The organism is Nocardioides albidus (genome assembly GCF_006335005.1).
Taxonomy (GTDB): Bacteria; Actinomycetota; Actinomycetes; order Propionibacteriales; family Nocardioidaceae; genus Nocardioides; species Nocardioides albidus.
This window is the reverse complement of sequence record NZ_VDMP01000027.1, coordinates 571,459-598,263: the sequence shown is the minus strand read 5'-3', so window position 1 is coordinate 598,263 and position 26,805 is coordinate 571,459. Positions and strand designations below refer to the sequence as shown.

Here is a 26,805-nt window from a genome sequence, read left to right as displayed (position 1 = left end):
AGGGGGCAGACGTCTCGAAGGTGTCTGCCCCCTCGCACCATGCGTGCGAAGCTCAGGACCCGCCGCCGCCGGCCTTGCGCCGGTGCATCTTCGGAGCCCCGCCGATCACCTCGGACCCGTGGGCCTTCTCCTTCGTGGGCCCGTCGGCGTGGACGCCCTGCTCCTTGCTGTTCTTGCGGTCCAGGGCCTCGCGCATCTTGGCCTTGAGATCGTCGTTGGCGCTGTCGGCAGCCATGGTGGTCCTTCCTCGAAGCGGGAGTGGCTCCCCCACCGTCGCATCCGTGGGCCGCCGAGCCAAGGCCTTATCGCCCGCGAGGCCCGCGAGCCCTCACCGGGCTCGGGCCACCCGGCCCTCGTCCCAGACCGGTCCGTCGGCCTCGTAGACCGTCCCGTCGGCGCCGAACACGCAGAACCGGTCGAACCCGCGGGCGAACCAGCGGTCGTGGGTCACCGCCACGACGGTGCCGTCGAAGGCGGCCAGCCCCTCCTCGAGCGCCTCGGCCGACTGGACGTCGAGGTTGTCGGTGGGCTCGTCGAGCAGCAGCAGCGTCGCTCCGGACAGCTCCAGCAGCAGGATCTGGAAGCGGGCCTGCTGCCCGCCCGACAGCGAGTCGAAGGCCTGCTCGGCGCTCGCCGCCAGCTCGTAGCGGTCGAGGACGCGGCTCGCCTGCTCGCGGCCCATCCCCTGGCGACCGTTCGGCGTGCCGTCGCCGCGGTGCAGGATCTCGACGAGCGTGCGGCCCATCAGCTCGGGGTGCTCGTGGGTCTGCACGAACCAGCCCGGGCGCACCCGGGCGCCGAGCCGGGCCCGGCCGGTGTGCGCCACCGGCGCGATGGGCACCTCGGCCACGGGGCGGTGCTCGACATCGGGATCGGTGCCGCCGGCGGCGAGCAGGCGCAGGAAGTGGGACTTGCCGGAGCCGTTGGACCCGAGCACGGCCAACCGGTCGCCGTACCAGACCTCGAGGTCGAAGGGCCGCATCAGCCCGGTGAGCTCGAGGTCCTCGCAGACGACCGCCCGCTTGCCGGTGCGGGCGCCGGACAGGCGCATGGTGACCTGCTGCTCGCGCGGCTGCTCGGTCGGCGGGCCCGCCTCCTCGAACCTGCGCAGCCGGGTCTGGGCGGCGCGGTACTGCGACGACATGCCGTCGTTGTACTCCGCCTTGATCTTCAGCCGCAGCACCAGCGCCTTGATCTTGGCGTGCTCCTCGTCCCAGCGGCGGCGCAGCTCGGCGAAGCGCGCGAAGCGGTCCTTGCGCGCCTCGTGGTACGACGCGAAGCCGCCGACGTGCGTCCAGGCGCTGTTGCCGGCTCCGCCCGCGCCGAGCTCGACGGTGACCACGTGGGTGGCGGCGTTGGCCAGCAGCTCGCGGTCGTGGCTGATGAACAGGATCGTCTTGTCCGATGCGGCGATGCGCTGCTCGAGCCGGATCTTGCCGGGCACGTCGAGGAAGTTGTCGGGCTCGTCGAGGAGGAGCACCTCCTCGGGGCCGGCGAGGAGATACTCCAGCACCAGGCGCTTCTGCTCGCCGCCGCTCAGCGTGCGGAGCTCGCGGTACTTCGCCCGGTCGTAGGCGACGCCGAGCGCCTTGACGGTGCACACGTCCCAGACCACCTCGACGTCGTAGCCGCCCGCGTCGGCGTACTCCGCCAGGGCGTGGGCGTAGCGGAGCTGGGTGGCCTCGTCGTCGGCGTCCATCAGGGCCAGCTCGCAGCGGTCGACCTCGACGGCGGCCCTCCGCACCCGCTCGGGCGCGAGGCCCAGCAGCAGGTCGGCGATCGTCGGCTCCTCTCCGAGGCCGCGGTCCACCATCTGCCTCATCACGCCGAGCCCGCCGGAGCGGGTCACCGCGCCCGCGTGCGGCGTCAGGTCGCCGGTGATGATCCGGAACAGCGTGGTCTTGCCCGCGCCGTTGGCGCCGACCAGCGCGACCTTCGCTCCCTCCCCGACCCGGAACGACACGTCGTCGAGCAGCACCCGCCCGTCGGGCAGCTCGTACCGGACGCCGGCGACCTCCACATGACCCACGAGGATCGATTGTCCGGGTAGCCGGCGCCGACCGCGAGCGAAATAGCGACAGTGCTCAGCTCGGACTCACGCTCGGCGCTCCAGCATCGGCACTCGCGAGCGCGTGCACGCCGCGGTGATCAGCGCGGCCAGGACAGGGACCCCGAGCCCCACGCCCGCGAGGTTCGCCCACGGCACCGTGAACGACGGCGCCCCGAACGTCGCCCGCAGGGCGTAGGACACGGAGATCCCGAGGACCACCCCGACCAGAGCGCCGACGCCTGCGATGACCAGTGCCTGCGCGCCGGCCAGGCGGCGGCGTACGGCGGGATCGGCGCCCACCGCGGACAGGGTGGCGAGCTCGCGGCGGCCCTCGGCGGCCGAGAGCGCGACGGCGATGGCGACGCCGATCAGGGTGACGAGCCCGGCGAGGCCGCCGACCGCGAGGAGCGCGAGCCGGTCCCGCGCCTGGTACGGCTGCTGGACCCAAGCCTCGGTGCGGTGACCCGTACGCGCCGCCTTCAGTGCGGCCCGGATCTGGGCGGGCGTCGCGTCGGAGGAGAAGGTCAGGGTCCGCATGTTCGCCGACGGCAGGGCGACGAGTCCGGCCCGCTGCGCCGTCTCCGCGCTCATGAACACGCTGGGCAGGGCGCCGTAGTAGGTCTTCCGCTTCACGACGTGCGCCGGCAGGGACAGCTTCGGGATGTCCTCCTCGCTGTAGCTGCCGTCGTCCCGGACCTCGACGCGGGCGTCGAGCGACGCGGAGACCTTGCCGTCCGGGCCCACCAGGGCGGGTGAGAGGGCGAGCACCTCGCCGCGGTCGAGCGCGGCCGACTCGTCCGCGGTGAGGTCGCGTCCGAGCGTGAGCCGCACCAGCGCCGGATCGGCGATCGCCGCGCTGCCCCCACCGCCGTAGCTGACGCAGCTCGACGAGCAGTCCTCGAAGCTGTTGAACCAGATCTCCGACAGCGGCTGCGCGTTGTTCTCGTCCTGCTGCGACGGGGCGGTCTGGTAGCCGAGTCCGGCGGGCTCGAGGACCTCGGCGCCCGGCAGGACGGCGGCCGCGCGGCGTGCGGCGGCATCGGCAGTCTGCTGACCGTCACCGACGTCGTAGCTGGAGTAGATCTGCATCGTGTGGAGGGGCAGCTGCGGCACCCATCGCGACTCCTCCGCGCGCTCGGTGCCGGCGATCGCGCACGCCGCGACCACCGAGCCCGCCACGGCGAGCATGATCGCGCTGGTGGCCGGACCGGTCCGGTGCCGGTGCCGGTCGGCATCCCGCACCGCGAGGCGTGCCGGCAGCGGCAGCCGCGCGGCGAGACGTCCCAGGGCTCCCAGGACCACCGGCATCGCGAGGACCAGGCCGGCGATGGCGAGCACCGCACCGGCCAGCACGAGCGCGATCGGGATCGTCGGGCTCGGCGTCATCAGCGACGTCCCGGTCCGGCGCACCGAGGCCAGCGTCTCGGCGTACTCGTGGAAGTCGTCGGCCATCTGCGCACTGCCGGCCAGGCCGAGCAGGACGCCGGCGAGAACGGCCACACCGCCGGCGATTCCGACCCGGCGCGAGCGCCGCCGGGTGACCCGGAAGCGGCCGGAGAGGGCGTCGAGCGGCTGCTTGCGGGCCGCGCCGATCGCGGGGACGACGGCGGCCAGCACCCCTGACAGCACGCCCACCACGACCGCGATCAGGATCTCGGGACCGAAGCGGAAGACCGGCAGGACCGAGCCGTTGAGGTACTCCCACAGCGGCCAGCCGAGACGGGCGACCGCGAACCCCACGACGACGCCTCCGACCGTGCCGAGCACGCCGAGCGTCGCCCCCTGGACCAGCAGCACCGCCCGGAGCTGGCGCGGCGAGGCGCCTCCCGCGCTGATCAGCCCCATGTCGCGGGCCTGCTTGCGGGCGCCGACGGCGAAGGCCGCGCCGGCGAGCAGGATCACCTCGAGCAGGCCGAGCCCGACGATCAGCGTCGTGAGCGCCGCGCCGCGGACCTGGTCGAGCGTCACCGGCTCGTCCCACCGTCGGTAGTCCTCCGGGTGCAGGTAGGTGTCCCGCGGGAAGAGCACCACGCCGTGGTCCGCGAGCCGGCGCGCGAGGGCGTCGGGATCGGTGCCGGCCGGCAGGTCGAGGAGGTACGTCGGCTGCACGAACTCCCGGGCAGGCGCGCCCGGGCGCTCCGGCGTCGGCAACAGGTCCCGGCCGGGCTGGGCGAAGACGCCGGGACACCGCAGGCAGCTCTCGTCGCGGACGACTCCGCTCACCGTGAGCTCGACGCCCGTCAGGTCGTCGGTGACGACGTCACCGGCGCCGACCCGCAACCGGGCGGCCGCGCTCCGGGCGAGCACGATCTCGCCGGCCTCGGGGAACCTGCCCTCGCTCAGCTGGAGCCGGTCCGGCCGGAAGCGGGAGGGCATCGTCGTCTGCTCGAGCCACGACTCGTCGTACCTCGTGCCGTGGCGCAGGAGGAGCCCGACTCCGCCGTCGTTCTGGGTCGCCTCGATGCGGGTTCCCTGCGGGAGGAGCGCGGCGACGTCGACCGTCGACGGGTCGCGACGGGTCCCACCCTCCTGGTAGCCGCCGTCCCACTCCGAGCTGACCACGAAGTCGCGGAGCCGCTCGTTGGGGGTCACGACGAGCTTCGCGTCCGCGCTGCCCAGCTCGAGATAGGCGGTGCGAGCCGGGGAGTCGCTCGATCGGTAGAGCACGTCGCTGAAGGTCGCCACGGCGACCGGCAGCCCGATCAGCAGCGCGATCAGGACCGACCGCGCGAGGTTGCGGCGGATCGACCGGCGCGCCATCCGCCGCGCAGGCTTCCAGACGCTCACGTCAGCGCGCCCAGGTCGAGGACGGCGGGAGCGTCGGCGGTGGTCTCGTCGATGATCGCGCCGTCGCTGATGAACACGACCCGGTCGGCCCAGGCGGAGTGCCGGGGCTCATGGGTCACCAGCAGGCACGCGGCACCCGCGTCGCAGCGGGCGCGGAGCAGGCGCATCACGCCCTCACCCGTCTCGCTGTCCAGGGCGCCCGTCGGCTCGTCGGCGAGCACCAGGCGCCGCGGGCCGATCAGTGCCCTGGCGATGGCCACGCGCTGCTGCTGTCCGCCGGACATCTCGTCGGGGAATCGGTCGGCGACCTCGCGCAGCCCGATCTCCTCGAGTGCGGCGAGCGCCTCGATCCGGGCCTCGGCGGCGTGCGTGCCGTCGAGCTCGCGCGGCAGCGCGATGTTCTCCGCGGCGGTCAGGGACGGCACGAGGTTGAGATCCTGGAAGACGTAGCCGATCGAGCGGCGCCGCAGCCGGGCGAGCTCCTTGCGCGACATCCCGGACAGGGCCTGGCCCTCGACGAGGACGTCCCCCGTGCTCGGTGCGTCGAGACCGCCCGCGAGGTGCAGCAGCGTGCTCTTGCCGGAGCCCGAGGAGCCACGGACCGCGACCAGCTCACCGGCCGCGACGGTCAGGGCCGCCCCGTGCAGCGCGGTCACGAGGGTCTCCCCCTCGCCGTACACCTTGCCGGCGTTGCGAAGTTCCAGGACGGGGTTGGCGGTCACTGGACGGCCTCCTTCTCGGGGGTCTTGACGTCGGGGGTCTGGGCGGTTCGGGCCTTGCGGAGCCGGGCTTCACACCGGTCGAGCCAGCTCACCTCGGCCTCGACGGCGAAGATCAGCGAGTCGACGACCATCACCCGGGCCAGGTCGTCCTCGGGGACGGTCGCCTTGGCCCGGGTCAGGGACTGGAGCGAGCTCATCGCCTGGCGGCGCTGGGCCTGGACGACCTCGCGCGCCTCGACCCCCGGCGTGTTCACCGCCATCGCGAGCTTGATGGCGAGCTCGTCGCGGGGCCTCGACTCCTGCGCGATCGGCGAGCGGAACCAGCCGGCCAGCTCCTCGCGACCCGCGGGGGTGAGCGCGTACACGACGCGCCCGTCGTCGTCCGGCACCCCGTCCGCCTCGATCTGGCCGCCCTTCTCCAGACGCTGGAGCGTCGAGTAGACCTGCCCGATGTTCAACGGCCAGGCCGACCCGGTCGTCGCCTCGAACTCGGCCTTGAGCTGGTAGCCGTACTTCGGGCCCGGCGCCAGGAGCGCCAGGAGACCGTGCTTGATGGACATAAGTACGGAGTATGCATACGGCGTATCCATTTGTCCAGGATGGGGAGCTCGCACCGGTGGTCGAGGCGATCGGAGACGACGACGCCGCCTGAGGCGAGCGAGCCTCAGGCGGCGTGGTTCTGTCTGGGCTACTCGAAGACGACGCCGGCGCAGTCCTCCTCGGCGGCGATGAGGCCCTCGACGATGCCGAACTCGATGTAGTCGAACGGCTTGACGACCTTGCCCTGGTGCGCGGCGCCGCCACCGGTGGTCGCCTTCATGTGCACCGTCGGCTCGGTCGCGATGCCGGCGGCGGTGAGGTAGTCGGCCGTGATCTCGTCGGCGTGCGCGGCGCACTCCGGGGTCCCGCCGGGCAGGAAGTTCACGATCGCGAAGCCGACGAAGTCGCTCATCGCCATCCAGGCGGTGCCGCTGGAGACCTGGGCCCGGGCCGCGTCGTTCCACTCCTTGAGGCAGTGGTGGGCGGACGCGGGGCCGGCTGCCACGAGGGCGAGGGCGGCTCCGGTGGCGGCGACGGTTCCGGTGCGGCGAAGGTACGTCGGGATGCTCATGGTGGTGCTCCTGTGATGTCGTTGTCCCTGGTCCGCCACGTGCTTCGCGGCGGTGCGTCGAGCCTGACGTCCGCGAGGGCTCCCCACATCGGCCCGGCGGCGGATCCGCCTCCTCCTCGAGAACGACACCGAGCCCGTCCGCCGATTCGGGAACCTTTCGGGCGCCCCGCTGCGACAGTGAGTTCGTGGGCACCGATCAGCAGGGCGTCAGCGACGCGGACCTCCTGCACGCCGCCGCGGACGGTGACCTCGGGGCGCTCCGCGAGCTCTACGACCGCCATGCACCCTGGCTCGCGGCCCGGCTGCACCGGCGCTGCAACGATCCGGACGTGGTCCTGGACGTCGTCCAGGACAGCTTCACCGTGCTGTGGCGCGACGCCGGCAGCTGGCGTGGCGACGGGGACGTGGCGGGCTGGCTGTGGGGCATCGCGTTCCGGCGGATGATCTCGCGGCTGCGCCAGCGCAAGGACGTGATGCTCCTGCCCGACTGGGACTCCGCCCGGCTCGGCGTCCTCCCGGCCGCGGAGGACCAGGTCCTGTCGGGCGTCGAGTACGGCGACCTCGGCGCCGCCCTGCGCCGCCTCTCCCCCGAGTTCCGGGCCGTGGTGCAGGCATGCGTCCTCGACGGGCTCACCGCCCGCGAGGCCGGCCGCCTGCTCGGCGTACGGCAGAACACCGTGAAGACCCGGCTGCACCGCGCGAAGGCGCAACTGCGCGAGGCGCTGGCCGACTCCCGTCTGGAGGGACTGTCATGAGCACGACCGGCTGGCACGCACCACCCGAGCTGCTGCGCGGCTATCTCGCCGGCGACCTCGACGCCGTCGCTGCGGCCTCCGTCGAGCGCCACGTCGACCGTTGCGGCACCTGCCGCGGCAGCGTCCGGCCCCTCCTCGACTCCCCGGCCCTCGACTCCCCGGCCCTCGGCTCCCCGGCCCTCGGCTCGGGCCTCGACTCCCGCAGCCTCGACCTCGCCTGGACGGTCATCCGAGATCGGGCCCAGGCACCGCGCCTTCCCCTCCTGATCCGGCTCGCGCAGCAGGTGGGGCTGCGCGAGCCGACGGCCATCCTGCTCTCCGCGGCGGCCTCCCTGCGCGCCGCGTGGCTCTCAGGGGCCGTCGTCGTCCTCGGGTTCGCGACCATCGCCGCGACCCTGGGCGACCACCGGATCTGGCCCTATCTGCTCGTCGCGCCGCTGATCCCGGTCCTCGGTGTCGCCGCGGCGTACGGCGACGCCGACGAGCCCTTCGAGGCCCTGGCGGCCACGGCGCCGTACGGCCGGACCCGGCTGGTGCTGCTGCGCACCCTGGGCGTGATCGTCAGCACCGTCCCGGTCGCCGCCCTGCTGGGTGTCCTGCTCCCGGGGCCCGCGTGGGTGGGCGTCGCCTGGCTCGGACCCGCACTGGCGATGATCCCGGTGCTCCTCGCGCTGGCCGGCTTCATCGGGTCCCGGACCGCCGGTGCGGTGGTCACGTTGCTCTGGTCGGGGCTGGTGCTCGGCTCCGTCCGAGGGCTCGAGGCGACCTGGCCGGTCGCCGCCACCCAACAGGCCGTCTACCTCGGCCTCGCCCTCGCCGCGCTCGGGGTGATCGCCGTCCGATCCCGCATCACCCACCCGATGGGAGCGGCGCTGTGAACCACGTCGAGCTGACCGGCGTCGGCAGGTCCTACGGCAGCTTCCGGGCACTGGCCGACGTCGACCTCACCCTCGGCGCCGGGGTCACCGGCCTCCTCGGCCCCAACGGCGCCGGCAAGACCACCCTCCTGCGCATCGTCGCGACGAGCATCGCGGCCGACCGCGGCGAGGTGCGGCTCCTCGGCCGCGGCCTGGGCGGGCACGCCGAGCTCACCGAGATCCGGCGCGAGCTGGGCTACCTGCCGCAGGAGCTCGGCTACCCGGGCGACATGTCGGTGTTCGGCTTCGTCGAGTACGTCGCGGTCCTCAAGGAGTGGGACGACCGACGAGCCCGCCACCACGAGGTACGCCGCGTGCTGGATCTCGTCGGCCTGGCCGACCTCTCCGGCAAGCGGATCTCCCGACTCAGCGGCGGCCAGCGTCGCCGCGTCGGCCTCGCCCAGGCGCTCCTCGGGAGCCCGCGCCTGCTGGTCCTCGACGAGCCGACCACCGGACTCGACCCGGCGCAGCGGGCCGCCCTGCGGCGCACCCTGGGCGTCGTCGCACAGGACGCGACGGTGCTGCTGTCGACCCACCAGACCGAGGACGTCGCGGCGCTCTGCGAGCGCGTGGTCGTCCTCGCCGGTGGCGCCGTGCGGTTCGACGGCGCCGTCATCGACATGGTGGCGACCGCCGCCGGCCGGGTCTGGCACAGCGACGTCGAGGTGCCCGGCGCCCAGGTGAGCTGGCGCACCGGCACCGGGCGGCACCGGATCGTCGGCGGCAGCCGACCACCCGGCGCCGAGGCCGCCGAGCCGACGCTCGAGGACGCCTACCTGCTCATGCTCGGCCCGGACGCCGTCGCGTCCCCGGCCTGACCCGTTCCGCCACCCGCTCCACAACCCGTTCGAGACACGTCCGTTCAAGGGAGTCCGTCATGTCCACGACCCTGCCCGCCACCCACCGTGGCAGCCTTCCCGCCATGGTGCGCATCGAGGCGATCCGGTTCCTGCGCCACCCGCTCCTCCTGATCGGCGTGCTGGCGGCCTACGGCGTCGAGGCGTGGCTCATCCTCGCCGACAGCCCCACGGCGACCGACGGCGAGCAGTACGCCGTGGATCTGCTGTCCCAGCCGATCATCCCGGCCTTCTTCATCGGGCTGACCAGCCTGGTGGTCGCCGCGCGGCTGACGCGCTCGACCGAGGTCGCCGTCGAGGCGATGGCCACCGCTCCGGGGACCGAGGCCCGTCGTACCCTCGCCGTCGCGGGCGCCTGCGTGGTCCCGCTGGTCGCCGGTCTGGGCTGGCTGGCGGAGGTGCTGGTGCTGATCACGGTGCACCCGCCGCATCCCCACGAGCTGTGGTTCGGCACGGTGAACGACGTCTACGTCTGGAGCATCCTGCTCGCGCTCGGCCCCGTCGCCTGCCTCGGCGGCGCCCTCCTCGGCATCCTGGTCGGCCGCTGGCTGAGCTTCCCCGGCGCGCCCGCCGTCGCCGTCGTGCTGCTGGTCCTGCTGACGATGGTCGGGCAGCTTCCGTACGCCTACTCCGAGCAGGGGAACCTCCGCGTCTGGGTGCCGTGGGCGATGTTCCACACCGGCACCATGTCCGACGGCAAGGCCTGGGAGGGCATCCCCGGCTACGCCCAGGCGCTGGTCCCCGGCAACCCCGCCGCCTACCTCGGCTACGCGCTGGCGCTCTGCGCCCTGGCGGTCGTCGGCGCGGTGTGGCACGACCGGAGCGCACGGACCGTCCGGCTCCGCCTGCTCGCGTGGGGTCTCGTCGCGCTCGCCGTCGCGCTCTACCTCCTCGCCGCGTTCACCGGCTTCGAGCAGATGCTCGTCTCGGAGCCGCTCCCTCTGGCGGCGTGATGCTCTGGTTCGCGCGCCGCGCGGTGTCCTGGCCACCGATGCTCGGCAGTCTCGTCGCGGCCGCCGGGGTCGTGGCGCTCACCCACCGATGGGAGTCACTGAGCGTCCTCACGCTGCCGTTGACCGCCGTGCTCGTCGCGGCGAGCGCCGCCTTCGTGTACGACGACCCCGCCGTCGCCGCGGCCGCGGTCACGCCGCGCGGCTCGGTCTGGGCGCTCGCCGTCCGGTCGGCGTGCGGGATCGTGACGCTGGCGACCGGGCTCGTCCTGCTCCTCGGCGCCCCCGGCGACCAGGACACGGGCGGCTGGGCGCTGGTGCTCGGTGGTCTCGGTGGCGGCGTCCTCGGTCTCACGCTCGCCGGGAGCCGGCGTCAGGTCGCTCTTCCCGGGACGGTGATCGCGCCGGTCGTCGTGCTGGCCGGGCTCGCGCCGCTGGTCGTCGTGCTCTTCGCCGACGTCCGCTCGCCCTACCCGCTGCCCGCGCTCGACGGTCCGTTGCGGATCTTCTGGTCCACTCTGGCGGTCGCCTCCGCGACGCTGGCCGCCATCGCCCTCCACCGCGGCAGGTCCCTCCGGTTCGGGTCGGTAGTCCCTGGTGCCCGGGACACCCGGCCCGCCACGATCGCCGGCACGCCCCCCGAAGCAGGAGCCCGACGATGATCACCGACTGCGCCCAGCGCCCCACCTACCGTCCCGCCTATCGCGCCGCCTCCGCGCCGCGTCGGCACCGCACTCCCGCGTCCCGGGCCCCGTGGCTGGACCTGTTGACCGACCGCGAGCAGGAGGTCCTCCGGCACCTGGCGGCCGGCCGGTCCAACCAGGAGATCGCGGAGATCCTGTTCATCAGCCCGACGACCGTGAAGTCGCATGTGGCGAGCCTGCTGAGCAAGCTGATGCTGCGCGACCGGGTCCAGCTGGTCGTGGCCGCCTACACCTCCGGGTTCGTGTCCGCCTGACCCGAGGATCGGGCTCCGACTCAGTCCGCGACGAAGCGGGCGTCGACCTCGGCGGTGACCTCGATGTCCTCGGGCGCGAGCTCCAGCTCAGCACCTCCACCGGTGTCCGCGGCGGCCATCCGGACGTAGGCGCCACCGCCGCCGCCGCCGAGCGGAGCGATGCCCTCGCCGAGCATGCCGGCATCGGCGAGCGCGACCGGGCGGACCGGACCGAGACCCAGCGCGTCGGCGTACTCCTGGGCGCGGCGGGCCGCGGCCTGCACGGCACGGGTCCGGACGGTGCGCTCGAGGTCGAGCCGGTTGGCCTCCGTGAGCGCCCAGGTGACGCCGTTGAGCCGGAATCCCCGCGTGGCGGCGACGTGCTGGCCGACCCAGCCCGCGAGTGCGCCGAAGTCGCGGAACTTCACCTCCACCCCGACGCTCGCGTGGTGCACGAGCGGCAGCTGCTTGCCGTCCTTGTTCCACGGCCGGCTGGCCCAGGTCCGCACGTGCTGCGTGGACCACCAGGTGACCGGACCGGCCGCCGGGTCGTGCAGCGGCTGGATCGAGGCCTTCACCGCGTCGAGGTCGCGGACGACGTGCTCGAACACCGGCTGCAGTGCCGGTCCCTCGAGCGCCAGCGTCACCCGGGCGGTGGCGCGCTCGGGCGCCTGGAAGGCGGAGTGGGATCCGCGCACGGTGAACTCGGTCGGCATGGCGCCCACTGTAGGCACCGGCCGCTCACGCGCGGCGGGTCTCGAGGACGCGGAAGCCCTTGGCGCTCGCGATCCGCTCGGTCGGGAAGCCCTGCTCCCCCAGCCAGCGCTGCAGCGAGTCGGCCCCGAGGTTCTTGCCGACGACCATCACCGCGCGACCGTCGGGCGCGAGCCGCGGGAGCCAGGCCAGCAGCAGGTCGTGGAGCGCGGCCTTGCCGATCCGGATGGGCGGGTTGGACCAGATCTCGTCGTACGTCGCCGCGGAGTCGACCTCCTCGGGGAGGCTCGCCGTGAACCGGTCGGCCACCCCGAGCGAGGCGGCGTTCTCGTTGGCCAGCAGGACCGCCCGCTGGTTCACGTCGACGGCGGTCACGGTGGCGGCGGGAGCCACGACGGCGCAGGCGAGCCCGATCACGCCGTACCCGCAGCCCAGGTCGAGGATCCGGCCGCCGGTCGGCGGCTCGGTCTCCCGGAACAGCACGGACGTCCCGATGTCGACGCGCCCCTGCGCGAACACCCCGGACCCGCTGACCAGCCGCAGCTCGTGCCCCCACACCTCGGCCTCGACCGGCGCGCGCTGGAAGGCGACCGACGGGTCGGCGGAGAAGTAGTGCTCGTCGCTCATCCCTCGACCCCGTCCGTCTCGGCGTGGGTACGACGGGCCGCGGTCTGCGCCACGCGATCCGCGAGCCCCGCGGCGTCCGGGTAGGCGACCTCCTCGAGCGTCAGCCCGTGCGCCGGGACGACGACCACGCCCTGGTCGCGCCGCCGGCCGGTGAGGATCTCGACCGCCCACTCCGGCTCCTGCCGCCCCTCGCCGATCGCGATCATGCAGCCGACCAGCGCCCGCACCATCGAGTGGCAGAAGGCGTCGGCCTTCACGTGCCCGACGACCAGGCCGTCCTCGGTGCGGGTCCAGCCGAACTCCAGCAGGGTGCGGATCGTGGTGGCACCCTCGCGGTGCTTGCAGAAGGCGGCGAAGTCGTGGAGGCCGACCAGCGAGCGGGCCGCGGTGTCCATGGCGGCGACGTCGAGGGGACGCGGCCAGAAGAGCACGTGGTTGCGGGTGAGCGGGTCGACGCGCGCGGGGTCGTCGACGATCCGGTAGGCATAGCGCCGCCACAGGGCGGCGAAGCGGGCGTCGAAGCCGGCCGGCGCCTCGCTGATCCGGCGCACCCGCACGGTCTTGTCGAGCACCCCGTTGACCCGCCGGGCCAGCACGTCGAGCTGGGTGATCTGGCGGGCCGCGGTGGGCGAGCCCTCCTCGGGGTCCTCGGGCACGTCGACGTGCACGACCTGGCCGCGCGCGTGCACGCCCGCGTCGGTGCGCCCGGCGCAGGTGACCCGCAGCGAGCCCTCCGGCAGGCGCAGCACCGTGGTGAGGGCGGCGGTCAGCTCGCCCTGGACGGTGCGCAGCCCCGGCTGGGACGCCCAGCCGCGGAAGTCGCCACCGTCGTAGGCGAGATCGATCCGCAGCCGCACCGCGCCAGCCTATTGCGTGGGCGCCGCGAGATCGGCGCGGGTGGGCGGGTCCGCCCCGACCCGGCCGACGGTGACGGCCGCGGCCCGGCCGGCCCAGGTCAGCGCGGCGGTCCAGTCCTCGGGTCCGAGCGCGGCGATCCGCTCGCGGCCGCCCGGGCCCAGTAGCGGCCAGAGGTGGTCGACCAGAGCCGCCGCGAAGGTGTCGCCCGCCCCGATGGTGTCGACGACGTCCGCCGGCTCCGCGTGCACGCCGCCGGTCGACCAGTCCGGTCCCGAGCACGCGTGCCACGAGGCCCCCTCCCCGCCGTGGGTCACCACGACCGCCACCGGCCCCGGCTCGAGGGCCAGCAGCGCCGCGGCCGACTCGCCCGCCGACCGGTCCGGCCACAGCGCGAGCAGGTCCTCGTCGGAGGCCTTGACCAGGGTCGCCCACGAGGCCGTCCGCAGCACCCGGTCGACCACCTCGGACCGCGCGCCGGTGATCGCGGGACGCAGGTTGACGTCGTAGCTCACGCAGGTGGTGGGCGCGATCCGCTCCAGCAGGGCCAGCACGTCGTCGGCGCCGGGTGCGAGCAGCGGCGCCAGCGACGTCACGTGCACGACGTGCACCGCCTCGTCCCCGATCACGGGCAGCCGCCACCCGACGTCGAAGGTGTACGACGCCGCGCCGGTCGCGTCGATCACCGCGTCCGCGCGCGGCGTGGAGTCCACCACGTGCGGGTCGCCGGCGAGAGCCACGCCGGCGGCCGCCAGGTGCCCGGCGATCCGCGCCCCGGCCGGGTCGTCGGCGTACGCGGTGGCCAGGCGGACCGGCCGCCCGAGCCGGGCGAGCGCGACCGCCGCGTTGACCGCGGACCCGCCGGGCCGCTCGTCGGGGGCCGCCCCCGCCACGTGCACCACGTCGAGCACCGATTCGCCGATCACCAGCGCCGTCGCCGTCATGTCGCCACCCTGCCATAGGCTCGCCGCCGTGGCCCTCGAGACGTCGCTGGAGAAGCCGGCACCGGTCCGCGCGATCGCCAACGCGCTCTCCGGCTGGATCGACCGGCTCGGCGCGGTGTGGGTCGAGGGCCAGGTGACCCAGATCAGCCGGCGCCCCGGCCTGGCGACGGTCTTCCTCACGCTGCGCGACTCGGTGGCCGACATCTCGGTGCCGGTCACCTGCTCGCGGGTCCTGTTCGACGGCCTGCCGACGCCGGTCACCGAGGGGGCCAGCGTCGTCATCCACGCCAAGCCCTCCTACTACGCCAATCGCGGCAGCCTCTCCCTCAACGCCCGCGAGATCCGGATGGTCGGCCTCGGCGAGCTGCTCGCTCGTCTCGAGCGCCGCCGCCAGCTGCTCGCCGCGGAGGGGCTCTTCGCCCAGGAGCGCAAGCGCCGGCTGCCTGCCGTCCCCCGCCGGATCGGGCTGGTGACCGCTCCCAAGTCGGCGGCCGAGCGCGACGTCGTCGAGAACGCCACGCGCCGCTGGCCGGCCGTCGCCTTCACGACCGCCTACGCCTCGATGCAGGGCCAGCGCTCCGCGGCCGAGGTCATCGAGGCCGTTCGTCGCCTCGACGCGGACCCCGAGGTCGACGTGATCGTCGTGGCCCGCGGCGGCGGGTCGGTCGAGGACCTGCTGCCGTTCTCCGACGAGGGCCTGATCCGCGTGGTCGCCGCCGCCCGCACCCCGGTCGTGTCCGCGATCGGGCACGAGCCCGACTCCCCGCTGCTCGACCTGGCCGCCGACGTCCGCGCCTCGACGCCGACCGACGCGGCCAAGCTGATCGTGCCCGACATGGCCCAGGAGCGGATGATGGTCGACCGGGCCCGCGACGCGCTGCGCCGCGCCGTCCGGCACCGCCTCGACCGCGAGCAGGCCCAGCTCGACGCGCTGCGCTCGCGTCCCGCGCTGGCCCACCCCGGCACCCTGATCGACACCCGTCTGGCCGAGCTCGACGAGTGGCGCTCCCGGATCCGCCGTCAGCTGGAGTGGCAGCTCGACCGGGCCGCCGACGACCTCGACCACCGCCGCGCCCGGGTCCGCGCCCTCTCGCCGCTGGCCACGCTGCGCCGCGGCTACGCCGTGCTGCAGGACGCCGACGGGCACGTCGTCACCTCCGTCGGGGAGGTCGCCCCCGACGCCCCGCTGTCGGTCCGCGTCGCCGACGGCCGCATCCACGTCAACGCCACCAGCACGGAACCGATCGCCGAGGAGACCCATGACTGACGACACGACCGAGGGCACGACCGACGAGCTGTCCTACGAGGACGCGCGCGCCGAGCTGGTCGAGGTGGTCCGTCAGCTCGAGGCCGGAGGTACGACGCTCGAGGAGTCCCTCACGCTGTGGGAGCGCGGCGAGGCGCTGGCCACCACCTGCCAGGGCTGGCTCGACGGCGCCCGGGCCCGGCTGGAGTCGGTGCTCGGAAAGGACGAGGACGACGACGAGGTCTGATCAGCCGGCGGGCTCGGCGACCAGCGCGTCGACGATCGTCCGCAGGTCCTCGACGGGGGCGGACCCGAACACGAGGACCGTCTGGTCGCCCACCTCGGCGACCAGCGCGGAGTCGCCGCCGGAGTCGGCGTACCCCTTCCACTCCCGCGCGACGGGCGAGCCCACCGACGCGGGGACGGTGTAGCCGGCCCTCTTCTCGGTGTCCTCGTCGACCCAGCGCGACAGCAGGGCTCCCGGCGAGGCGTCCTCCTGGCGGACGGCGACGAACCGCTCGTCATCGGTGAGCAGGCGGACCATGAAGCCCCGCTCGTCCTCGGTCGGCACGTCGACACCGGTGGCGATCCACCCCTTCGGGAGTGCCGCGGGATAGATCGGGTCCAGCCCGGCCCGTTGCGCGGACCGCACGATCTCCAGGTGGTCGACGGCCTCCGGCTCGACCTCGAGGTCGTGCCGGAAGGCGCCCATGACGTAGAGCAGCCCGCCGATGGCGACGACGGTGACGACCAGCGAGGTCGCCAGGCCGACGACGGACCGCTGATAGCGGCCGGGACGCCCGGCCGGCTGTGCCTGCTGCTCGCTCATGACGGGCCCAGTGTCCCAGTCACCGTCCGTCCACCAGCACCCCACCCCGCAGACAGACGCAGATGCGTCCGCTTGTTGCATCTTGAGACGCAGATGCGTCAAAGTGATGCCGTGACCGTCTACCGCGTGGCCGAGGCCGCCGAGCTCCTCGGCGTCTCGACCGACACGGTCCGCCGCTGGATCGACGCCGGCCGGGTCCCGAGCGACACCGCCGACGGGCGCACGGTCGTCCCGGGCCCCGACCTCGCCGCGCTGGCGGCGTCCCTGGTCGACGAGGCCGACCGCGACCGGACCCGCGCGGGCGAGGTGAGCGCCCGCAACCGGATGACCGGGATCGTCACCCGCGTCATCGCGGACACGGTGATGGCCCAGGTCGAGATGGTCTGCGGGCCGCATCGGGTCGTGTCCCTGATGAGCGCCGAGGCCGCCGCCGAGCTCGGCCTGGCGCCCGGCGTACGCGCGATCGCCTCGGTGAAGTCCACCAACGTCGTCGTCGAGCGCCCCGTCCCGAGAAGGTCCTGATGCACGCGACCCGACTCGGCGCCCTGCTCCTCCCGATCCTCCTGCTTCCCCTCACCGCCTGCGGCAGCGGCGGCGACGGGAGAGCGGGCGACGTCGACGCGACGTTGACCGTCTTCGCCGCCTCCTCGCTGACGACGACCTTCGAGGAGCTGGAGCGGCGCTACGAGCGCGAGCACCCCGGCGTCGACGTCCGGCTCTCCTTCGGGGGCTCCTCCGATCTCGTCGCGCAGATCGCCGAGGGCGCCCGGGCCGACGTCCTCGCCACCGCCGACACGGCCACCATGGACACGCTGGCGGACGCCGGACTGGCGCACGGCGAGCCGCGGGAGTTCGCGACCAACACGATGGTGATCGCCGTGCCGCCGGGCAACCCCGGCCGGATCACCGGCCTCCCGGACCTCGCGAAGAGGGACATCGACCTCGTGCTCTGCCAGCCCGAGGTGCCCTGCGGCAGTGCGGCCCTGAAGGTCGCCGAGGCGGCCGGCCTCGAGCTCGCCCCCGTGAGCGAGGAGCAGTCGGTGACCGACGTGCTGGCCAAGGTCGAGTCCGGGGACGCGGACGCCGGACTGGTCTACGTCACCGACGTGACGGCCGCCGGCGACAGCGTCCAGGGCATCGCGTTCCCCGAGGCCGCGGACGTCGTCAACCACTACCCCATCGTCGCCGTCGAGGGATCCGGCGAGCAGGAGCTCGCGAAGGAGTGGATCGAGCTCGTGCTCGGCACCGGCCGGTCCGTCCTGCAGCACGCCGGGTTCGGGGCGCCCAGCTCGTGAGCCGCGCGCGGCACGTCGGCCTCCCCCGCTGGGTCTTCGCGCCCGCGCTGCTGGCCGCCGCGTTCGTGGTCCTGCCGGTGGTGGCGATGACGACCCGCATCGACTGGGCCGCGCTGCCCACGCTCGTCACCTCCGAGGGCGCGCGCTCCGCCCTCCTCCTCAGCCTGCGGACATCGTCCGCGAGCACGGTGCTGTGCCTCCTGCTCGGCGTTCCCCTGGCCACCGTGCTCGCCCGCAGCGAGGCACGCTGGATCGGCCTGCTCCGCGCGCTCGTCCTGCTCCCGCTGGTCCTGCCCCCCGTGGTCGGCGGCATCGCCCTCCTCGCCGCCTTCGGCCGCCAGGGCCTGCTCGGCGGCCACCTGGAGACCTTCGGTCTCCGCATCGCCTTCACCTCGGTCGCGGTCGTCCTCGCGCAGACCTTCGTGTCCCTGCCCTTCCTCGTCGTCAGCCTGGAGGGCGCCCTGCGCACCGCCGGCGAGCGGTACGACGTCGTCGCGGCCTCGCTCGGCGCGCGGCCCACCACCGTGCTGCGCCGGGTCACCCTGCCGCTCGTGCTGCCGGGCCTGGCCTCGGGCACCGTGCTCGCGTTCGCCCGCTCCCTCGGCGAGTTCGGCGCGACGATCACCTTCGCCGGCAGCCTCGAAGGAACCACCCGCACGCTTCCGCTGCTGATCTACAACCTCCGGGTCACCGACGCCGACGCCGCCGTGGCCCTGTCCCTCGTGCTGGTGGCGGTCGCCGTCGTCGTGATCGCCCTGGTCCGCCCCCGCGGTGCCCTGTGAGCGCCCGATGAGCGTGCAGGCCCGGGTCGTCGTCGAGGACCGCGGGATCGACGTCTCCTTCGACGTCGCCGACGGCGAGACCGTCGCCCTCCTCGGCCCCAACGGCGCCGGCAAGTCCACCACCCTCGCGGTCCTCGGCGGGCTGCTACGCCCCGACGCCGGCCAGGTCGTCCTCGACGGGCAGGAGCTCACCGGCCCCGGCCGCTGGGTCGCGCCCCACGCCCGACGGACCGCCCTCCTGGCCCAGGACCCGCTCCTCTTCCCGCACCTGAGCGCCCTCGAGAACGTCGCCTTCGGCCCACGGAGCACCGGCACCGGTCGCCGTACCGCACGCGCGGCCGCCCGGCACTGGCTGGCCGAGGTCGACGCCGCCGAGCTCGCCGGCCGCCGGCCGGCCCGGCTGTCCGGAGGCCAGGCGCAGCGCGTCGCGATCGCCCGCGCGCTGGCCGCCGAGCCGCGGCTGCTGCTCCTCGACGAGCCCATGGCCGCGCTCGACGTGGCCGTCGCGCCCGCCCTGCGCACCCTGCTGCGCCGCGTCCTCACCGGCCGGACCACCGTGATCGTCACCCACCACGTCCTCGACGCGCTGCTCCTGGCCGACCGCGTCGTGGTGATCGAGGGCGGGCGCGTCGCCGAGCAGGGCCCCACCGCCGAGGTGCTGTCCCGTCCCCGCAGTGCGTTCGCCGCCCGGTTCGCCGGACTCGACCTCGTCGCGGGCACCGCGACCCCCGACGGCGTACGACGCCCCGACGGCCTGCTCCTGCACGGCACCCTCGGCGACCCGGCCCCCCGCCCGGGCGCCGACGCCGTGGCCGTCTTCCGCCCCTCGGCGGTCGCCGCCCACAAGGAGCCGCCCGGCGGCAGCCCGCGCAACGCGCTGCCCGTCACCGTCACCGAGCTCGAGCCGCTCGGCGACCTGGTCCGGGTGCGTGCCGGCGAGCTGTCCGCCGACGTGACCGTCGCGTCCGTCGCCGAGCTCGGCCTGGCGCCCGGAGTCGCGGTCACCTTCGTCGTCAAGGCGACCGAGGTCGATGTCTACGCCCGCTAGCAAGTCCGGGACGAAGGCCGGGAAACGATAGGGTTCGACCCATGAACGACGCCCTCAGCGTGCCGCCGCCCGCCCCCGACCGCAACCTCGCCCTCGAGCTGGTGCGGGTCACCGAGGCGGCCGCGATGGCGGCCGGACGCTGGGTCGGCCGCGGCGACAAGAACGGAGCCGACGCCGTCGCCGTCCAGGCGATGCGCGTGATGATCTCGACGATCGGCATGAACGGCACCGTCGTCATCGGCGAGGGCGAGAAGGACAACGCCCCCATGCTCTACAACGGCGAGCAGGTCGGCGACGGCACCGGCCCCGAGTGCGACGTGGCCGTCGACCCCATCGACGGCACCACGCTGACCGCCAAGGGCATGGCCAACGCCGTCGCCGTGCTCGCCGTCGCCCCCCGCGGCACGATGTACGACCCCTCGGCGGTCTTCTACATGGAGAAGCTCGTCACCGGCCCGGAGGCGGCCGAGGTCGTCGACATCCGCTACCCCGTCGCCGAGAACATCCACCAGGTCGCCAAGGCCAAGGGCTCCAACCCCTCCGACGTCACCGTCGTCCTGCTCGACCGGCCGCGCCACGACACCCTCGTCGAGGAGATCCGCGCCACCGGCGCCCGGATCAAGTTCATCACCGACGGCGACGTCGCCGGCGCCATCATGGCCGCCCGCCCCGACACCGGCATCGACCTGCTCCTCGGCATCGGCGGCACCCCCGAGGGCATCATCGCCGCCTGCGCGCTCAAGGCCATGGGCGGCACCATCCACGGCCGGCTCTGGCCCACCGACGACGAGGAGCGGCAGCGCGCCATCGACGCCGGCCACAACCTCGACCCCGACCACATCCTCACCACCGACCCCCTGGTCACCGGCGACGACTGCTTCTTCGTCGCCACCGGCATCACCGACGGCGAGCTGGTCCGCGGCGTCCGCTACCGCGGCGGCGGCGCGGTCACCCAGTCACTCGTGATGCGCTCGCGCAGCGGCACGATCCGCACCATCACCTCCGAGCACCAGCTCTCCAAGCTGCGCAGCTTCTCGGCCATCGACTTCGACTAGTTGGATGGCGCGAGCTCGTCGTCGCTTCGCTCCGCCGCGCTGCCGCGCGCGCAGTCGAGTCCGGTAGATGGTCGGGTCCGCCTGGCGGCCACACGGTCGGCTCGCGGAAAGGCTCGGGCTCCTTCGCTCCGGTCGCTCCTTCGTCGCTCCCTGCGCTGCGTCGCCCTCGCTTCCCGCGATGACCGACGCGACGGATGGGCGCGAGCGCGTCAGTCGAGTCCGGTCGATGGTTGCGTCCGCCTGGCGGCCACACGGTCGGCTCGCCCCGACAGATGGGCGCGAGCGCGGGGCTACGCGGTCTCGACGACGGACAGCGGGGTGGCGTACGGCGTGCTCTGGCGCAGCAGGGCGCTGCTGACGACGTCGATCACCCGCGGGTCGAGCGCCATGCCGACGTGGGAGGCCCGGACCTCGACGGGACTGCCCGCCGGGTCGATGCAGGCCCTCCAGTCGACGATGCCGTCACGCCGTGAGTAGACGTTGGTCATCGCGACGTCGGCGCGCAACGGCTCCTGCGACTCGGTGAAGCTCAGGTGGGCGCACTCGCCGGCGACGCAGTCCTCCCCCATCAGCCCGGGGAAGCCGGCGTCGGCGAGCCGGTTGAGCACCCGCACCCCCCGGGTGAGCAGCGCGTGGTGGGCCGCGGGCGCCCGCATCGGGCTGCCCATCGTCACAATGCCCGCCACGAGATCGGGCCGTCGGGCGGCGAGGCCCCGCGCGATCATGCCGCCGAGGCTGTGCCCCACGATCTGGACCCGCGCGTCGCGGCGCTCGGCGATCTGCTCCAGCCGGGCCTCCAGGGTGAGCGCGGAGCCGAGCGTGCAGCCGACGTTGGCGTGGATGTGGGAGCGGTAGGTCCGGAAGCCGCGCCCACGCAGCTCGGAGGCCATCGCGGTGAGCGTCCAGTCGCCGGCGAGGAATCCGGGGATCAGCAGGACCGGCTCGACCATCCGGGCCGCGGAGCGGGCGGCGAGCGGCGTACGCCGACGCACGCGTCGGGTCGCGCCACGACGGGCCGCGAACCGGCCGGCCTCGGTCACCACCGTGCCCTCGCGCAGGAGCGCGGCCAGCGCCGGACGGCCGTAGCCGTCGGGCAGCAGCCAGGGCGCCAACGTGTTGCTCATGTCACAGACGGTACCCAGTTGAAAGGGCAACTACTCGCCATTGAGGCAAACTGTCGGCATGTCCGGACACTCGCCCAGCCTTCCCCCGCCCGAGATGACCCCCCAGGTCGCCACTTCGGAGGAGCTGCTCGCCCCCATCAGCCCCGAGATCGAGCTGTGCTACCAGACCTTCGGGGACCCGCAGGACGAGCCGCTCCTGCTCGTGATGGGCCTCGGTGGGCCGATGACGTGGTGGGACCCCGAGCTGTGCGCCCAGTTGGCTCGCGAGGGCTTCTACGTCGTGCGCTACGACAACCGCGACGTCGGACGCTCCTCGCGCGCCACCGGCCACGTGCGCAGGCGCGACCTGGCCCGCGCGATGTTCGGCAGACGCGCCCGGGCGCCGTACTCGATGGCCGACCTGGCCCAGGACGCCTTCGGCCTGCTCGACCACACCGGGATCGACTCGGCCCACGTCGTCGGCGTCTCCATGGGCGGCATGATCGCCCAGACGATGGCCATCGCCCGTCCGGAGCGGGTCCGCAGCCTGACCAGCATCATGTCGACCACCGGCCGGCGCAGCGTCGGACGCTCGCACCCGAGCCTGATCCCGGCGCTGCTGGCGCGGCGCGGCCAGGACCGCGAGAGCTACATCGAGGGCAGCGTGGCGATGTGGCGGCTGATCGGCTCCCCGCGCTTCCCCGCGCCCGAGGATCGGCTCCGCACCCGCGCCGGTGAGACCTACGACCGCGGCGTCTCCCGCGCCGGCGTGCTGCGCCAGATGATGGCCATCGCGACGCAGCCCGACCGCACCCTCGCGCTGGCCCGGATCTCGGCCCCGACCCTGGTCATGCACGGCCTGGCCGACCGGCTGGTCCATGTCTCGGGCGGACGCGCGACCGCCGCCGCCGTCCCGGGGGCCAGGGCGACGTTCGTCGAGGGCTGGGGGCACGACCTGCCTGCCGCCCTGCACCCGACGTTCACGACCGCGATCCGCCGCAACGCGGACCGCGCTCGCTGAGCGGCCTCGGCCGCTAGGCCGAGACCTTCGCGCCGGGGATCCGCCCGGCCCGCTCGCGGTCGACGGTGAGGTTCTCACCGGTCGCCGGGTCGAAGAGGTGGATCCGGCGGCCGTCGACCCAGATCTCGGCGTCCTGGCCCTCGGCGATCCGGCTGGCACCGTCGAGGGAGACCACGAGCTGGGTGCGCATCGCCTCACCGTCGAGGTCCTTCTCCAGCTGTTGGAGCTGCTGCTTGACCTCGTCGGGCGACTCGAACGGGATGTAGGCGTAGGTCTCGTTGCCCAGCCACTCCACGACGTCGACCTTGGCCGAGAACGTCGAGCCGGCGCGCCGGTCCTCGGCGGCCAGCGAGGCGTCCTCGAAGTGCTCGGGACGGATGCCGGCGATGAGCAGGCCCTTGCCGGCGGCACGCTCGGCCTTCTCGGCCGGGATCTCCACGCTGCCGAAGGGCAGCTTCACCTGGTTGCCCTCGACGGTGGCCGGCAGGAAGTTCATCGGCGGCGAGCCGATGAAGCCCGCGACGAACAGGTTGCCCGGGTTCTCGTAGAGCTCGCGCGGCGTCGCGAGCTGCTGCAGCAGCCCTCTCTTGAGGACGGCGACCCGGTCGCCGAGGGTCATCGCCTCGGTCTGGTCGTGGGTGACGTAGACGGTGGTGATGCCGAGCCGCTTCTGCAGCCGGGCGATCTCGGTGCGCATCTGCCCGCGCAGCTTGGCGTCGAGGTTGGACAGCGGCTCGTCGAAGAGGAACGCGTCGGCCTGGCGCACGATCGCGCGGCCCATCGCGACCCGCTGGCGCTGACCACCGGACAGGTTGCCGGGCTTGCGCTCGAGGTGCTCGTTGAGCTCCAGCGTGTCGGAGGCGTCGCGGACCAGGCGGTCGACCTCGTCGTCGGACATCTTGGCCAGGCGCAGCGGGAAGGCGATGTTCTCGTAGACGGTGAGGTGGGGGTAGAGCGCGTAGTTCTGGAACACCATCGCCAGGTTGCGCTCGCGGGGCGCGAGGTCGTTGACCCGGCGGTCGCCGATCAGCATGTCGCCCGAGGTGATGTCCTCGAGACCCACGATCATGCGCAGCAGGGTCGACTTCCCGCATCCGGAGGGGCCGACGAGGATCATGAACTCCCCGTCGGCCACGTCGATCGAGACGTCGTTCACGGCGGGGAAGCCGTCGCCGTACTGCTTGACGATGTTCTTCATCGTGATGGCGGCCATGGCAGCTTCACCCCTTCACTGCGCCGGAGGTGAGGCCGGCGACGATCTTGCGCTGGAACAGCAGGACGATGACGATGATCGGAACGGTGACCACCACGGAGGCCGTGGCGAGCTGACCGTAGGGCGGGTTGAACGGGTCGGGCCCGACGAAGAACGACAGTTGCGCGGGCACCGTGCGCGACCCGGTGGTCGAGGTCAGCGAGATCGCGAGCACGAACTCGTTCCAGGCGAAGAAGAAGGTCAGGATCGCCGCGGTGAAGACGCCCGGCGCGGCGAGCGGCACGATCACCTTCCGGAACGCCTGCCACGAGGTGGCGCCGTCGACCTGGGCGGCCTGCTCCATCTCCCACGGGATCTCGCGGAAGAACGCGGTCAGCGTCCAGATCGCCAGCGGCAGCGTGAAGGTCATGTAGGGGATGATCAGACCCGGCCAGGTGTTGAACAGGTGGAACGTGCGCCACATGTCGAAGAGCGGGCCGACCAGCGACACGACCGGGAACATCGCGATGGCCAGCGCGATCGAGAGCACGAGCCGCTTGCCGCGGAACTCGAGCCGGGCGATGGCGTAGGCCGCCAACGTCGCGAAGACGACCGAGAGCAGGGTCGCGACGAGCGCGATCCCGAAGGAGTTGAGCAGCGCCCGGAGGAAGTCGTCGGAGACCGCCGGGTCGGGCGCGTCGCCGCTGCTCAGGTTGCCGACGCCCAGCACGGTCTTGTAGTTGTCGAGCGTCGGGTCCTTGGGCAGGAACTGCGGGCTGCCGGCCGCGGTCTCGGCGGCCCCCTTGAACGACAGCGAGATGATCCACGCCACCGGCAGCAGGCACCAGACCAGGATCAGCACGAAGCCGACCGCGGTGCCGGCCTTCGTCTTCGTGTCCGACTGCATGGCCATCAGCCCTCACCCCTCGCCTGTGCGAGGTCGACTCGGAACAGCTTCACGATCGAGAAGGCCAACAGCAGCACGCTGAGGAAGAGCAGGACCGACAGCGCCGAGCCCAGACCCAGCTGGAACTGCTCGATGACCTGGCGATAGGTCAGGAACGACGACGACTCGGTGTCCTGCGCGCCGCGGGTCATCACGAAGATGTTGTCGAAGATGCGGAACGCGTCGAGGGCGCGGAACAGGACGGCGACCATGATCGCGGCCCGCATGTTGGGGAGGATGACCTTCCACAGCCGCTGCCACCACGTCGCGCCGTCGACCTTCGCCGCCTCGATCATGTCCTCGCTCACCTGGGAGAGCCCGGCGAGGAGCAGGAGCGACATGAACGGGGTGGTCTTCCAGATCTCCGAGACCATGATCGCGAACATCGCCGGCCAGTGGTCGCCGAACCAGTTGGTGTCCGAGGAGATGCCGGGCAGCCAGGCGAACCAGCTGTTGACCCAGCCGTTGCTGAGGCTGAACGTGAACTGCCAGGCGAAGGCCGAGACGACGGTGATGATGCCGTAGGGGATGAGGATCGCGGTGCGGATGACGCCGCGCGCGAAGATCACCCGGTGCATCACCATCGCGAAGACGAAGCCGATGACCAGCTCGACCGCGACGGTGACCACCATGATCAGCAGGGTGTTGAACGTGTCCTGCCAGAACAGGCTGTCGCCCAGCACCGAGGCGTAGTTGGCCAGGCCGACGAACTCCTTCTCGTCGGGTGCGGTCAGGCGATACTGGAACAGCGAGAGGTAGAGCGCCTGGATCATCGGCCAGGCGGTGACGATCAGCATCACGACCACGGCCGGGGCGACGAGCTTGAGGCCGAGACGGTTCTCGCCCGCGGCGCGGTCGCTGGTCCTGGCGGTGGTCTTGCCCGTGGGCACCGCGGTCGCGCTCACAGCAGGTCCTTCTGGTGCAGGACGTCGGTGATGAACTTCTTCGCCTTGTCGGGCGTGTCGTCATCGACGGACGAGGGTGGGTGGAACCGGCTCTGGAGAGCGCCGGAGATGTCGCTCCAGTACGGCGACACGGTGCGTGGCGCCGCGGCCTCGAGGCTCTCCTGGAAGAGGTCGAGGAGCTCCTGCGGGTAGGTCTCCTTCAGGGCGGGATAGTCGTAGCCGGCCGGGCTCGACGGCATGTTGCCGGTGAGGTCGGCGTTGACCCCCTGGCTCTCCGGGCTCGTCAGGCACTCCAGGGCCTCGATCGCCTGCTCCTTGTGGTCGGAGAACGCGCTCACGCCGATCCCGATGCCGCCGTACGGCGGTCGGGAGTCCTCGCCGTCGACCGTGCGCGGATAGCGCGCGAAGCCGAGGTCGTCCTTCACCTCGGGCTGGCTGTCGTCGTAGTTGGTCCAGATGTAGGTCCAGTTGACCATGAACCCGCCGACGTCACTGCCGAAGGTCGCGCCGGCCTGGCCCTCCTGGGCCACCGAGAGATCGGCGGGCGCCGCCTCGGAGTGGGCGAGCTCCTCGATCACCCGGGCCGCCTCGTGGCCGGCCTCGCTGTCGACTGTGATGGTGGCGTCGGCCCCCTTCTCGGTGTTCTCGGCGATCTCACCGCCCGCGCCCGCGACCAGGGCGTTGATCCACACGGCGTAGCCCTCGTACTTGTTGGACTGGACCGCGACCTTCTTCCCTGTCGTCGACGCGGCCTCGATGATCTGGTCCCAGGTGACCGGCTGGGTCATGTCGAGCCCGGCCTCCTGCGCGACGGACTTGCGGTACCAGAGGACCTGGGTGTTGGACCAGAACGGCGCGACGACCAGCTGGTCCTCCCACGTCGCCGCGGCCGCCGCGCCCTCGAACGCCTGGTCGCGCAGCCGCTGCTGCATGTCCTCGGGGAGCTCGGCGAGATAGCCGGCGTTGGCGAACTCCGCGGTGTAGGGCGGGTCGATGCTCATCAGGTCGATGGCCGAGTCCTCCGCGGCCAGGCGCCGGGCGAGCTGGATGCGCTGCTCGCCGGCCGCCTGCGGAAGGACCTGCGTCGTGATGTCGACGCCGAGCTCCTCGCTGCACGCCTTCGCGACGGCCGCTTGACCGCCCGCGTCGGGGTTGAT

General features: G+C 73.2%; 30 protein-coding genes. 14 read left to right on the top strand and 16 right to left on the bottom strand.

Annotated elements, in window-relative coordinates; translation table 11 throughout:
* Nucleotides 1-52 precede the first annotated feature (52 nt).
* The 6 genes from FHP29_RS21265 to FHP29_RS21240 form a co-directional block, all read right to left on the bottom strand.
* Complete coding sequence (locus FHP29_RS21265; protein WP_139624847.1) at nt 53-235, bottom strand: DUF5302 domain-containing protein; 183 nt, start codon at nt 233-235, stop codon at nt 53-55.
* A gap of 93 nt (nt 236-328) precedes the next feature.
* Nucleotides 329-2,029 (bottom strand): ABC-F family ATP-binding cassette domain-containing protein, encoded by a 1,701-nt coding sequence (locus tag FHP29_RS21260; protein ID WP_139624846.1) that lies wholly within the window; start codon nt 2,027-2,029, stop codon nt 329-331.
* Nucleotides 2,030-2,095: 66 nt separating this feature from the next.
* Nucleotides 2,096-4,837 carry an ABC transporter permease gene (locus FHP29_RS21255; protein ID WP_139624845.1) on the bottom strand — a complete coding sequence of 914 codons (2,742 nt, stop codon included), beginning with the start codon at nt 4,835-4,837 and terminating at the stop codon, nt 2,096-2,098.
* Nucleotides 4,834-5,559, bottom strand: coding sequence for an ABC transporter ATP-binding protein (locus FHP29_RS21250; protein ID WP_139624844.1), 726 nt, complete (start codon nt 5,557-5,559; stop codon nt 4,834-4,836). The genes FHP29_RS21255 and FHP29_RS21250 overlap by 4 nt, the downstream gene beginning before the upstream one ends.
* Nucleotides 5,556-6,149 (bottom strand): PadR family transcriptional regulator, encoded by a 594-nt coding sequence (locus FHP29_RS21245; RefSeq protein WP_240044649.1) that lies wholly within the window; start codon nt 6,147-6,149, stop codon nt 5,556-5,558. Before FHP29_RS21245 ends, FHP29_RS21250 begins: the two co-directional genes overlap by 4 nt.
* A 98-nt stretch (nt 6,150-6,247) precedes the next feature.
* On the bottom strand, nt 6,248-6,670 hold the full coding sequence (locus FHP29_RS21240) for a hypothetical protein (protein WP_139624842.1): 423 nt from the start codon (nt 6,668-6,670) through the stop codon (nt 6,248-6,250).
* 185 nt (nt 6,671-6,855) lie between these two features.
* On the opposite strand from FHP29_RS21240, the gene FHP29_RS21235 reads away from it, so the two are divergent.
* Genes FHP29_RS21235 through FHP29_RS23210 form a run of 6 tightly spaced genes read left to right on the top strand, consistent with a single transcriptional unit; the run spans nt 6,856 to nt 11,107 of the window.
* Nucleotides 6,856-7,425 carry an RNA polymerase sigma factor gene (locus FHP29_RS21235; protein WP_139624841.1) on the top strand — a complete coding sequence of 190 codons (570 nt, stop codon included), beginning with the start codon at nt 6,856-6,858 and terminating at the stop codon, nt 7,423-7,425.
* The gene (locus tag FHP29_RS21230) at nt 7,422-8,303 is read left to right on the top strand and encodes a zf-HC2 domain-containing protein (protein WP_139624840.1); all 882 of its coding nucleotides are present in this window, start codon (nt 7,422-7,424) and stop codon (nt 8,301-8,303) included. The genes FHP29_RS21235 and FHP29_RS21230 overlap by 4 nt, the downstream gene beginning before the upstream one ends.
* Nucleotides 8,300-9,160, top strand: a complete 861-nt coding sequence (locus FHP29_RS21225) for an ATP-binding cassette domain-containing protein (RefSeq protein ID WP_139624839.1) — start codon at nt 8,300-8,302, stop codon at nt 9,158-9,160. Before FHP29_RS21230 ends, FHP29_RS21225 begins: the two co-directional genes overlap by 4 nt.
* Nucleotides 9,161-9,219: 59 nt before the next feature.
* Complete coding sequence (locus FHP29_RS21220) at nt 9,220-10,152, top strand: hypothetical protein (RefSeq protein WP_139624838.1); 933 nt, start codon at nt 9,220-9,222, stop codon at nt 10,150-10,152.
* Nucleotides 10,149-10,811 (top strand): hypothetical protein, encoded by a 663-nt coding sequence (locus tag FHP29_RS21215; protein ID WP_139624837.1) that lies wholly within the window; start codon nt 10,149-10,151, stop codon nt 10,809-10,811. Before FHP29_RS21220 ends, FHP29_RS21215 begins: the two co-directional genes overlap by 4 nt.
* Nucleotides 10,808-11,107 carry a response regulator transcription factor gene (locus tag FHP29_RS23210; RefSeq protein ID WP_139624836.1) on the top strand — a complete coding sequence of 100 codons (300 nt, stop codon included), beginning with the start codon at nt 10,808-10,810 and terminating at the stop codon, nt 11,105-11,107. The genes FHP29_RS21215 and FHP29_RS23210 overlap by 4 nt, the downstream gene beginning before the upstream one ends.
* Nucleotides 11,108-11,127: 20 nt before the next feature.
* On the opposite strand, the gene FHP29_RS21205 is transcribed toward FHP29_RS23210, so the two are convergent.
* Genes FHP29_RS21205 through FHP29_RS21190 form a run of 4 tightly spaced genes read right to left on the bottom strand, consistent with a single transcriptional unit; the run spans nt 11,128 to nt 14,226 of the window.
* Nucleotides 11,128-11,802 (bottom strand): SIMPL domain-containing protein, encoded by a 675-nt coding sequence (locus FHP29_RS21205; protein ID WP_139624835.1) that lies wholly within the window; start codon nt 11,800-11,802, stop codon nt 11,128-11,130.
* Nucleotides 11,803-11,827: 25 nt separating this feature from the next.
* Complete coding sequence (locus tag FHP29_RS21200; RefSeq protein WP_139624834.1) at nt 11,828-12,427, bottom strand: class I SAM-dependent methyltransferase; 600 nt, start codon at nt 12,425-12,427, stop codon at nt 11,828-11,830.
* The gene (gene truA, locus FHP29_RS21195) at nt 12,424-13,284 is read right to left on the bottom strand and encodes a tRNA pseudouridine(38-40) synthase TruA (protein WP_139624833.1); all 861 of its coding nucleotides are present in this window, start codon (nt 13,282-13,284) and stop codon (nt 12,424-12,426) included. Before truA ends, FHP29_RS21200 begins: the two co-directional genes overlap by 4 nt.
* Before the next feature lie 9 nt (nt 13,285-13,293).
* The gene (locus FHP29_RS21190) at nt 13,294-14,226 is read right to left on the bottom strand and encodes a PfkB family carbohydrate kinase (protein ID WP_139624832.1); all 933 of its coding nucleotides are present in this window, start codon (nt 14,224-14,226) and stop codon (nt 13,294-13,296) included.
* A 28-nt stretch (nt 14,227-14,254) separates the two neighbouring features.
* Between FHP29_RS21190 and xseA the strand changes: the two genes are divergently transcribed.
* Complete coding sequence (gene xseA, locus FHP29_RS21185; RefSeq protein WP_139624831.1) at nt 14,255-15,493, top strand: exodeoxyribonuclease VII large subunit; 1,239 nt, start codon at nt 14,255-14,257, stop codon at nt 15,491-15,493.
* Nucleotides 15,486-15,719 carry an exodeoxyribonuclease VII small subunit gene (locus tag FHP29_RS21180; RefSeq protein WP_139624830.1) on the top strand — a complete coding sequence of 78 codons (234 nt, stop codon included), beginning with the start codon at nt 15,486-15,488 and terminating at the stop codon, nt 15,717-15,719. The genes xseA and FHP29_RS21180 overlap by 8 nt, the downstream gene beginning before the upstream one ends.
* Here the strand turns inward: FHP29_RS21180 and FHP29_RS21175 are convergent, their stop codons facing one another.
* The gene (locus tag FHP29_RS21175) at nt 15,720-16,301 is read right to left on the bottom strand and encodes a DUF4245 family protein (RefSeq protein ID WP_158296667.1); all 582 of its coding nucleotides are present in this window, start codon (nt 16,299-16,301) and stop codon (nt 15,720-15,722) included.
* 111 nt (nt 16,302-16,412) lie between these two features.
* On the opposite strand from FHP29_RS21175, the gene FHP29_RS21170 reads away from it, so the two are divergent.
* From FHP29_RS21170 to glpX, 5 genes are read left to right on the top strand one after another with little or no spacing between them, the layout of a single operon-like run.
* On the top strand, nt 16,413-16,823 hold the full coding sequence (locus tag FHP29_RS21170) for a TOBE domain-containing protein (RefSeq protein ID WP_139624828.1): 411 nt from the start codon (nt 16,413-16,415) through the stop codon (nt 16,821-16,823).
* Nucleotides 16,823-17,596, top strand: coding sequence for a molybdate ABC transporter substrate-binding protein (modA, locus tag FHP29_RS21165; protein ID WP_139624827.1), 774 nt, complete (start codon nt 16,823-16,825; stop codon nt 17,594-17,596). The genes FHP29_RS21170 and modA overlap by 1 nt, the downstream gene beginning before the upstream one ends.
* Complete coding sequence (locus tag FHP29_RS21160; protein WP_240044648.1) at nt 17,593-18,378, top strand: ABC transporter permease; 786 nt, start codon at nt 17,593-17,595, stop codon at nt 18,376-18,378. The genes modA and FHP29_RS21160 overlap by 4 nt, the downstream gene beginning before the upstream one ends.
* Before the next feature lie 7 nt (nt 18,379-18,385).
* Nucleotides 18,386-19,426 (top strand): sulfate/molybdate ABC transporter ATP-binding protein, encoded by a 1,041-nt coding sequence (locus FHP29_RS21155; RefSeq protein WP_139624826.1) that lies wholly within the window; start codon nt 18,386-18,388, stop codon nt 19,424-19,426.
* 41 nt (nt 19,427-19,467) lie between these two features.
* Nucleotides 19,468-20,481, top strand: coding sequence for a class II fructose-bisphosphatase (gene glpX, locus FHP29_RS21150; protein ID WP_139624825.1), 1,014 nt, complete (start codon nt 19,468-19,470; stop codon nt 20,479-20,481).
* Between the two features lie 290 nt (nt 20,482-20,771).
* Here glpX and FHP29_RS21145 read toward each other — a convergent pair whose 3' ends face one another.
* A complete protein-coding gene (locus FHP29_RS21145; RefSeq protein WP_139624824.1) occupies nt 20,772-21,605 on the bottom strand; it encodes an esterase/lipase family protein in 834 nt (277 codons plus the stop codon).
* Nucleotides 21,606-21,663: 58 nt separating this feature from the next.
* Between FHP29_RS21145 and FHP29_RS21140 the strand changes: the two genes are divergently transcribed.
* Nucleotides 21,664-22,605, top strand: coding sequence for an alpha/beta fold hydrolase (locus FHP29_RS21140; protein WP_240044647.1), 942 nt, complete (start codon nt 21,664-21,666; stop codon nt 22,603-22,605).
* A 13-nt stretch (nt 22,606-22,618) separates the two neighbouring features.
* On the opposite strand, the gene FHP29_RS21135 is transcribed toward FHP29_RS21140, so the two are convergent.
* The 4 genes from FHP29_RS21135 to FHP29_RS21120 all read right to left on the bottom strand — a co-directional run.
* A complete protein-coding gene (locus FHP29_RS21135) occupies nt 22,619-23,818 on the bottom strand; it encodes an ABC transporter ATP-binding protein (RefSeq protein ID WP_139624823.1) in 1,200 nt (399 codons plus the stop codon).
* Nucleotides 23,819-23,825: 7 nt separating this feature from the next.
* The gene (locus FHP29_RS21130) at nt 23,826-24,710 is read right to left on the bottom strand and encodes a carbohydrate ABC transporter permease (protein WP_139624822.1); all 885 of its coding nucleotides are present in this window, start codon (nt 24,708-24,710) and stop codon (nt 23,826-23,828) included.
* Entirely contained in the window at nt 24,710-25,648 is a 939-nt protein-coding gene (locus tag FHP29_RS21125) for a carbohydrate ABC transporter permease (protein WP_139624821.1), read from the bottom strand. Before FHP29_RS21125 ends, FHP29_RS21130 begins: the two co-directional genes overlap by 1 nt.
* The coding region (locus FHP29_RS21120) for an extracellular solute-binding protein (RefSeq protein WP_158296666.1) at nt 25,645-26,805 on the bottom strand (1,161 nt) is incomplete at its 5' end. The genes FHP29_RS21120 and FHP29_RS21125, both read right to left, overlap by 4 nt.

Bases quoted from the DNA above. Each gene is read 5' to 3' on its own strand.
- FHP29_RS21265 (WP_139624847.1), bottom strand. From the start codon at position 235: ATGGCTGCCGACAGCGCCAACGACGATCTCAAGGCCAAGATGCGCGAG.
- FHP29_RS23210 (WP_139624836.1), top strand. From the start codon at position 10,808: ATGATCACCGACTGCGCCCAGCGCCCCACCTACCGTCCCGCCTATCGC.
- FHP29_RS21230 (WP_139624840.1), top strand. From the start codon at position 7,422: ATGAGCACGACCGGCTGGCACGCACCACCCGAGCTGCTGCGCGGCTAT.
- FHP29_RS21245 (WP_240044649.1), bottom strand. From the start codon at position 6,149: ATGGATACGCCGTATGCATACTCCGTACTTATGTCCATCAAGCACGGT.
- FHP29_RS21145 (WP_139624824.1), bottom strand. From the start codon at position 21,605: ATGAGCAACACGTTGGCGCCCTGGCTGCTGCCCGACGGCTACGGCCGT.
- FHP29_RS21130 (WP_139624822.1), bottom strand. From the start codon at position 24,710: ATGGCCATGCAGTCGGACACGAAGACGAAGGCCGGCACCGCGGTCGGC.
- FHP29_RS21180 (WP_139624830.1), top strand. From the start codon at position 15,486: ATGACTGACGACACGACCGAGGGCACGACCGACGAGCTGTCCTACGAG.
- FHP29_RS21190 (WP_139624832.1), bottom strand. From the start codon at position 14,226: ATGACGGCGACGGCGCTGGTGATCGGCGAATCGGTGCTCGACGTGGTG.
- FHP29_RS21205 (WP_139624835.1), bottom strand. From the start codon at position 11,802: ATGCCGACCGAGTTCACCGTGCGCGGATCCCACTCCGCCTTCCAGGCG.
- modA (WP_139624827.1), top strand. From the start codon at position 16,823: ATGCACGCGACCCGACTCGGCGCCCTGCTCCTCCCGATCCTCCTGCTT.
- FHP29_RS21200 (WP_139624834.1), bottom strand. From the start codon at position 12,427: ATGAGCGACGAGCACTACTTCTCCGCCGACCCGTCGGTCGCCTTCCAG.
- FHP29_RS21155 (WP_139624826.1), top strand. From the start codon at position 18,386: ATGAGCGTGCAGGCCCGGGTCGTCGTCGAGGACCGCGGGATCGACGTC.
- FHP29_RS21135 (WP_139624823.1), bottom strand. From the start codon at position 23,818: ATGGCCGCCATCACGATGAAGAACATCGTCAAGCAGTACGGCGACGGC.
- FHP29_RS21175 (WP_158296667.1), bottom strand. From the start codon at position 16,301: ATGAGCGAGCAGCAGGCACAGCCGGCCGGGCGTCCCGGCCGCTATCAG.
- FHP29_RS21240 (WP_139624842.1), bottom strand. From the start codon at position 6,670: ATGAGCATCCCGACGTACCTTCGCCGCACCGGAACCGTCGCCGCCACC.
- FHP29_RS21140 (WP_240044647.1), top strand. From the start codon at position 21,664: ATGTCCGGACACTCGCCCAGCCTTCCCCCGCCCGAGATGACCCCCCAG.
- glpX (WP_139624825.1), top strand. From the start codon at position 19,468: ATGAACGACGCCCTCAGCGTGCCGCCGCCCGCCCCCGACCGCAACCTC.
- FHP29_RS21220 (WP_139624838.1), top strand. From the start codon at position 9,220: ATGTCCACGACCCTGCCCGCCACCCACCGTGGCAGCCTTCCCGCCATG.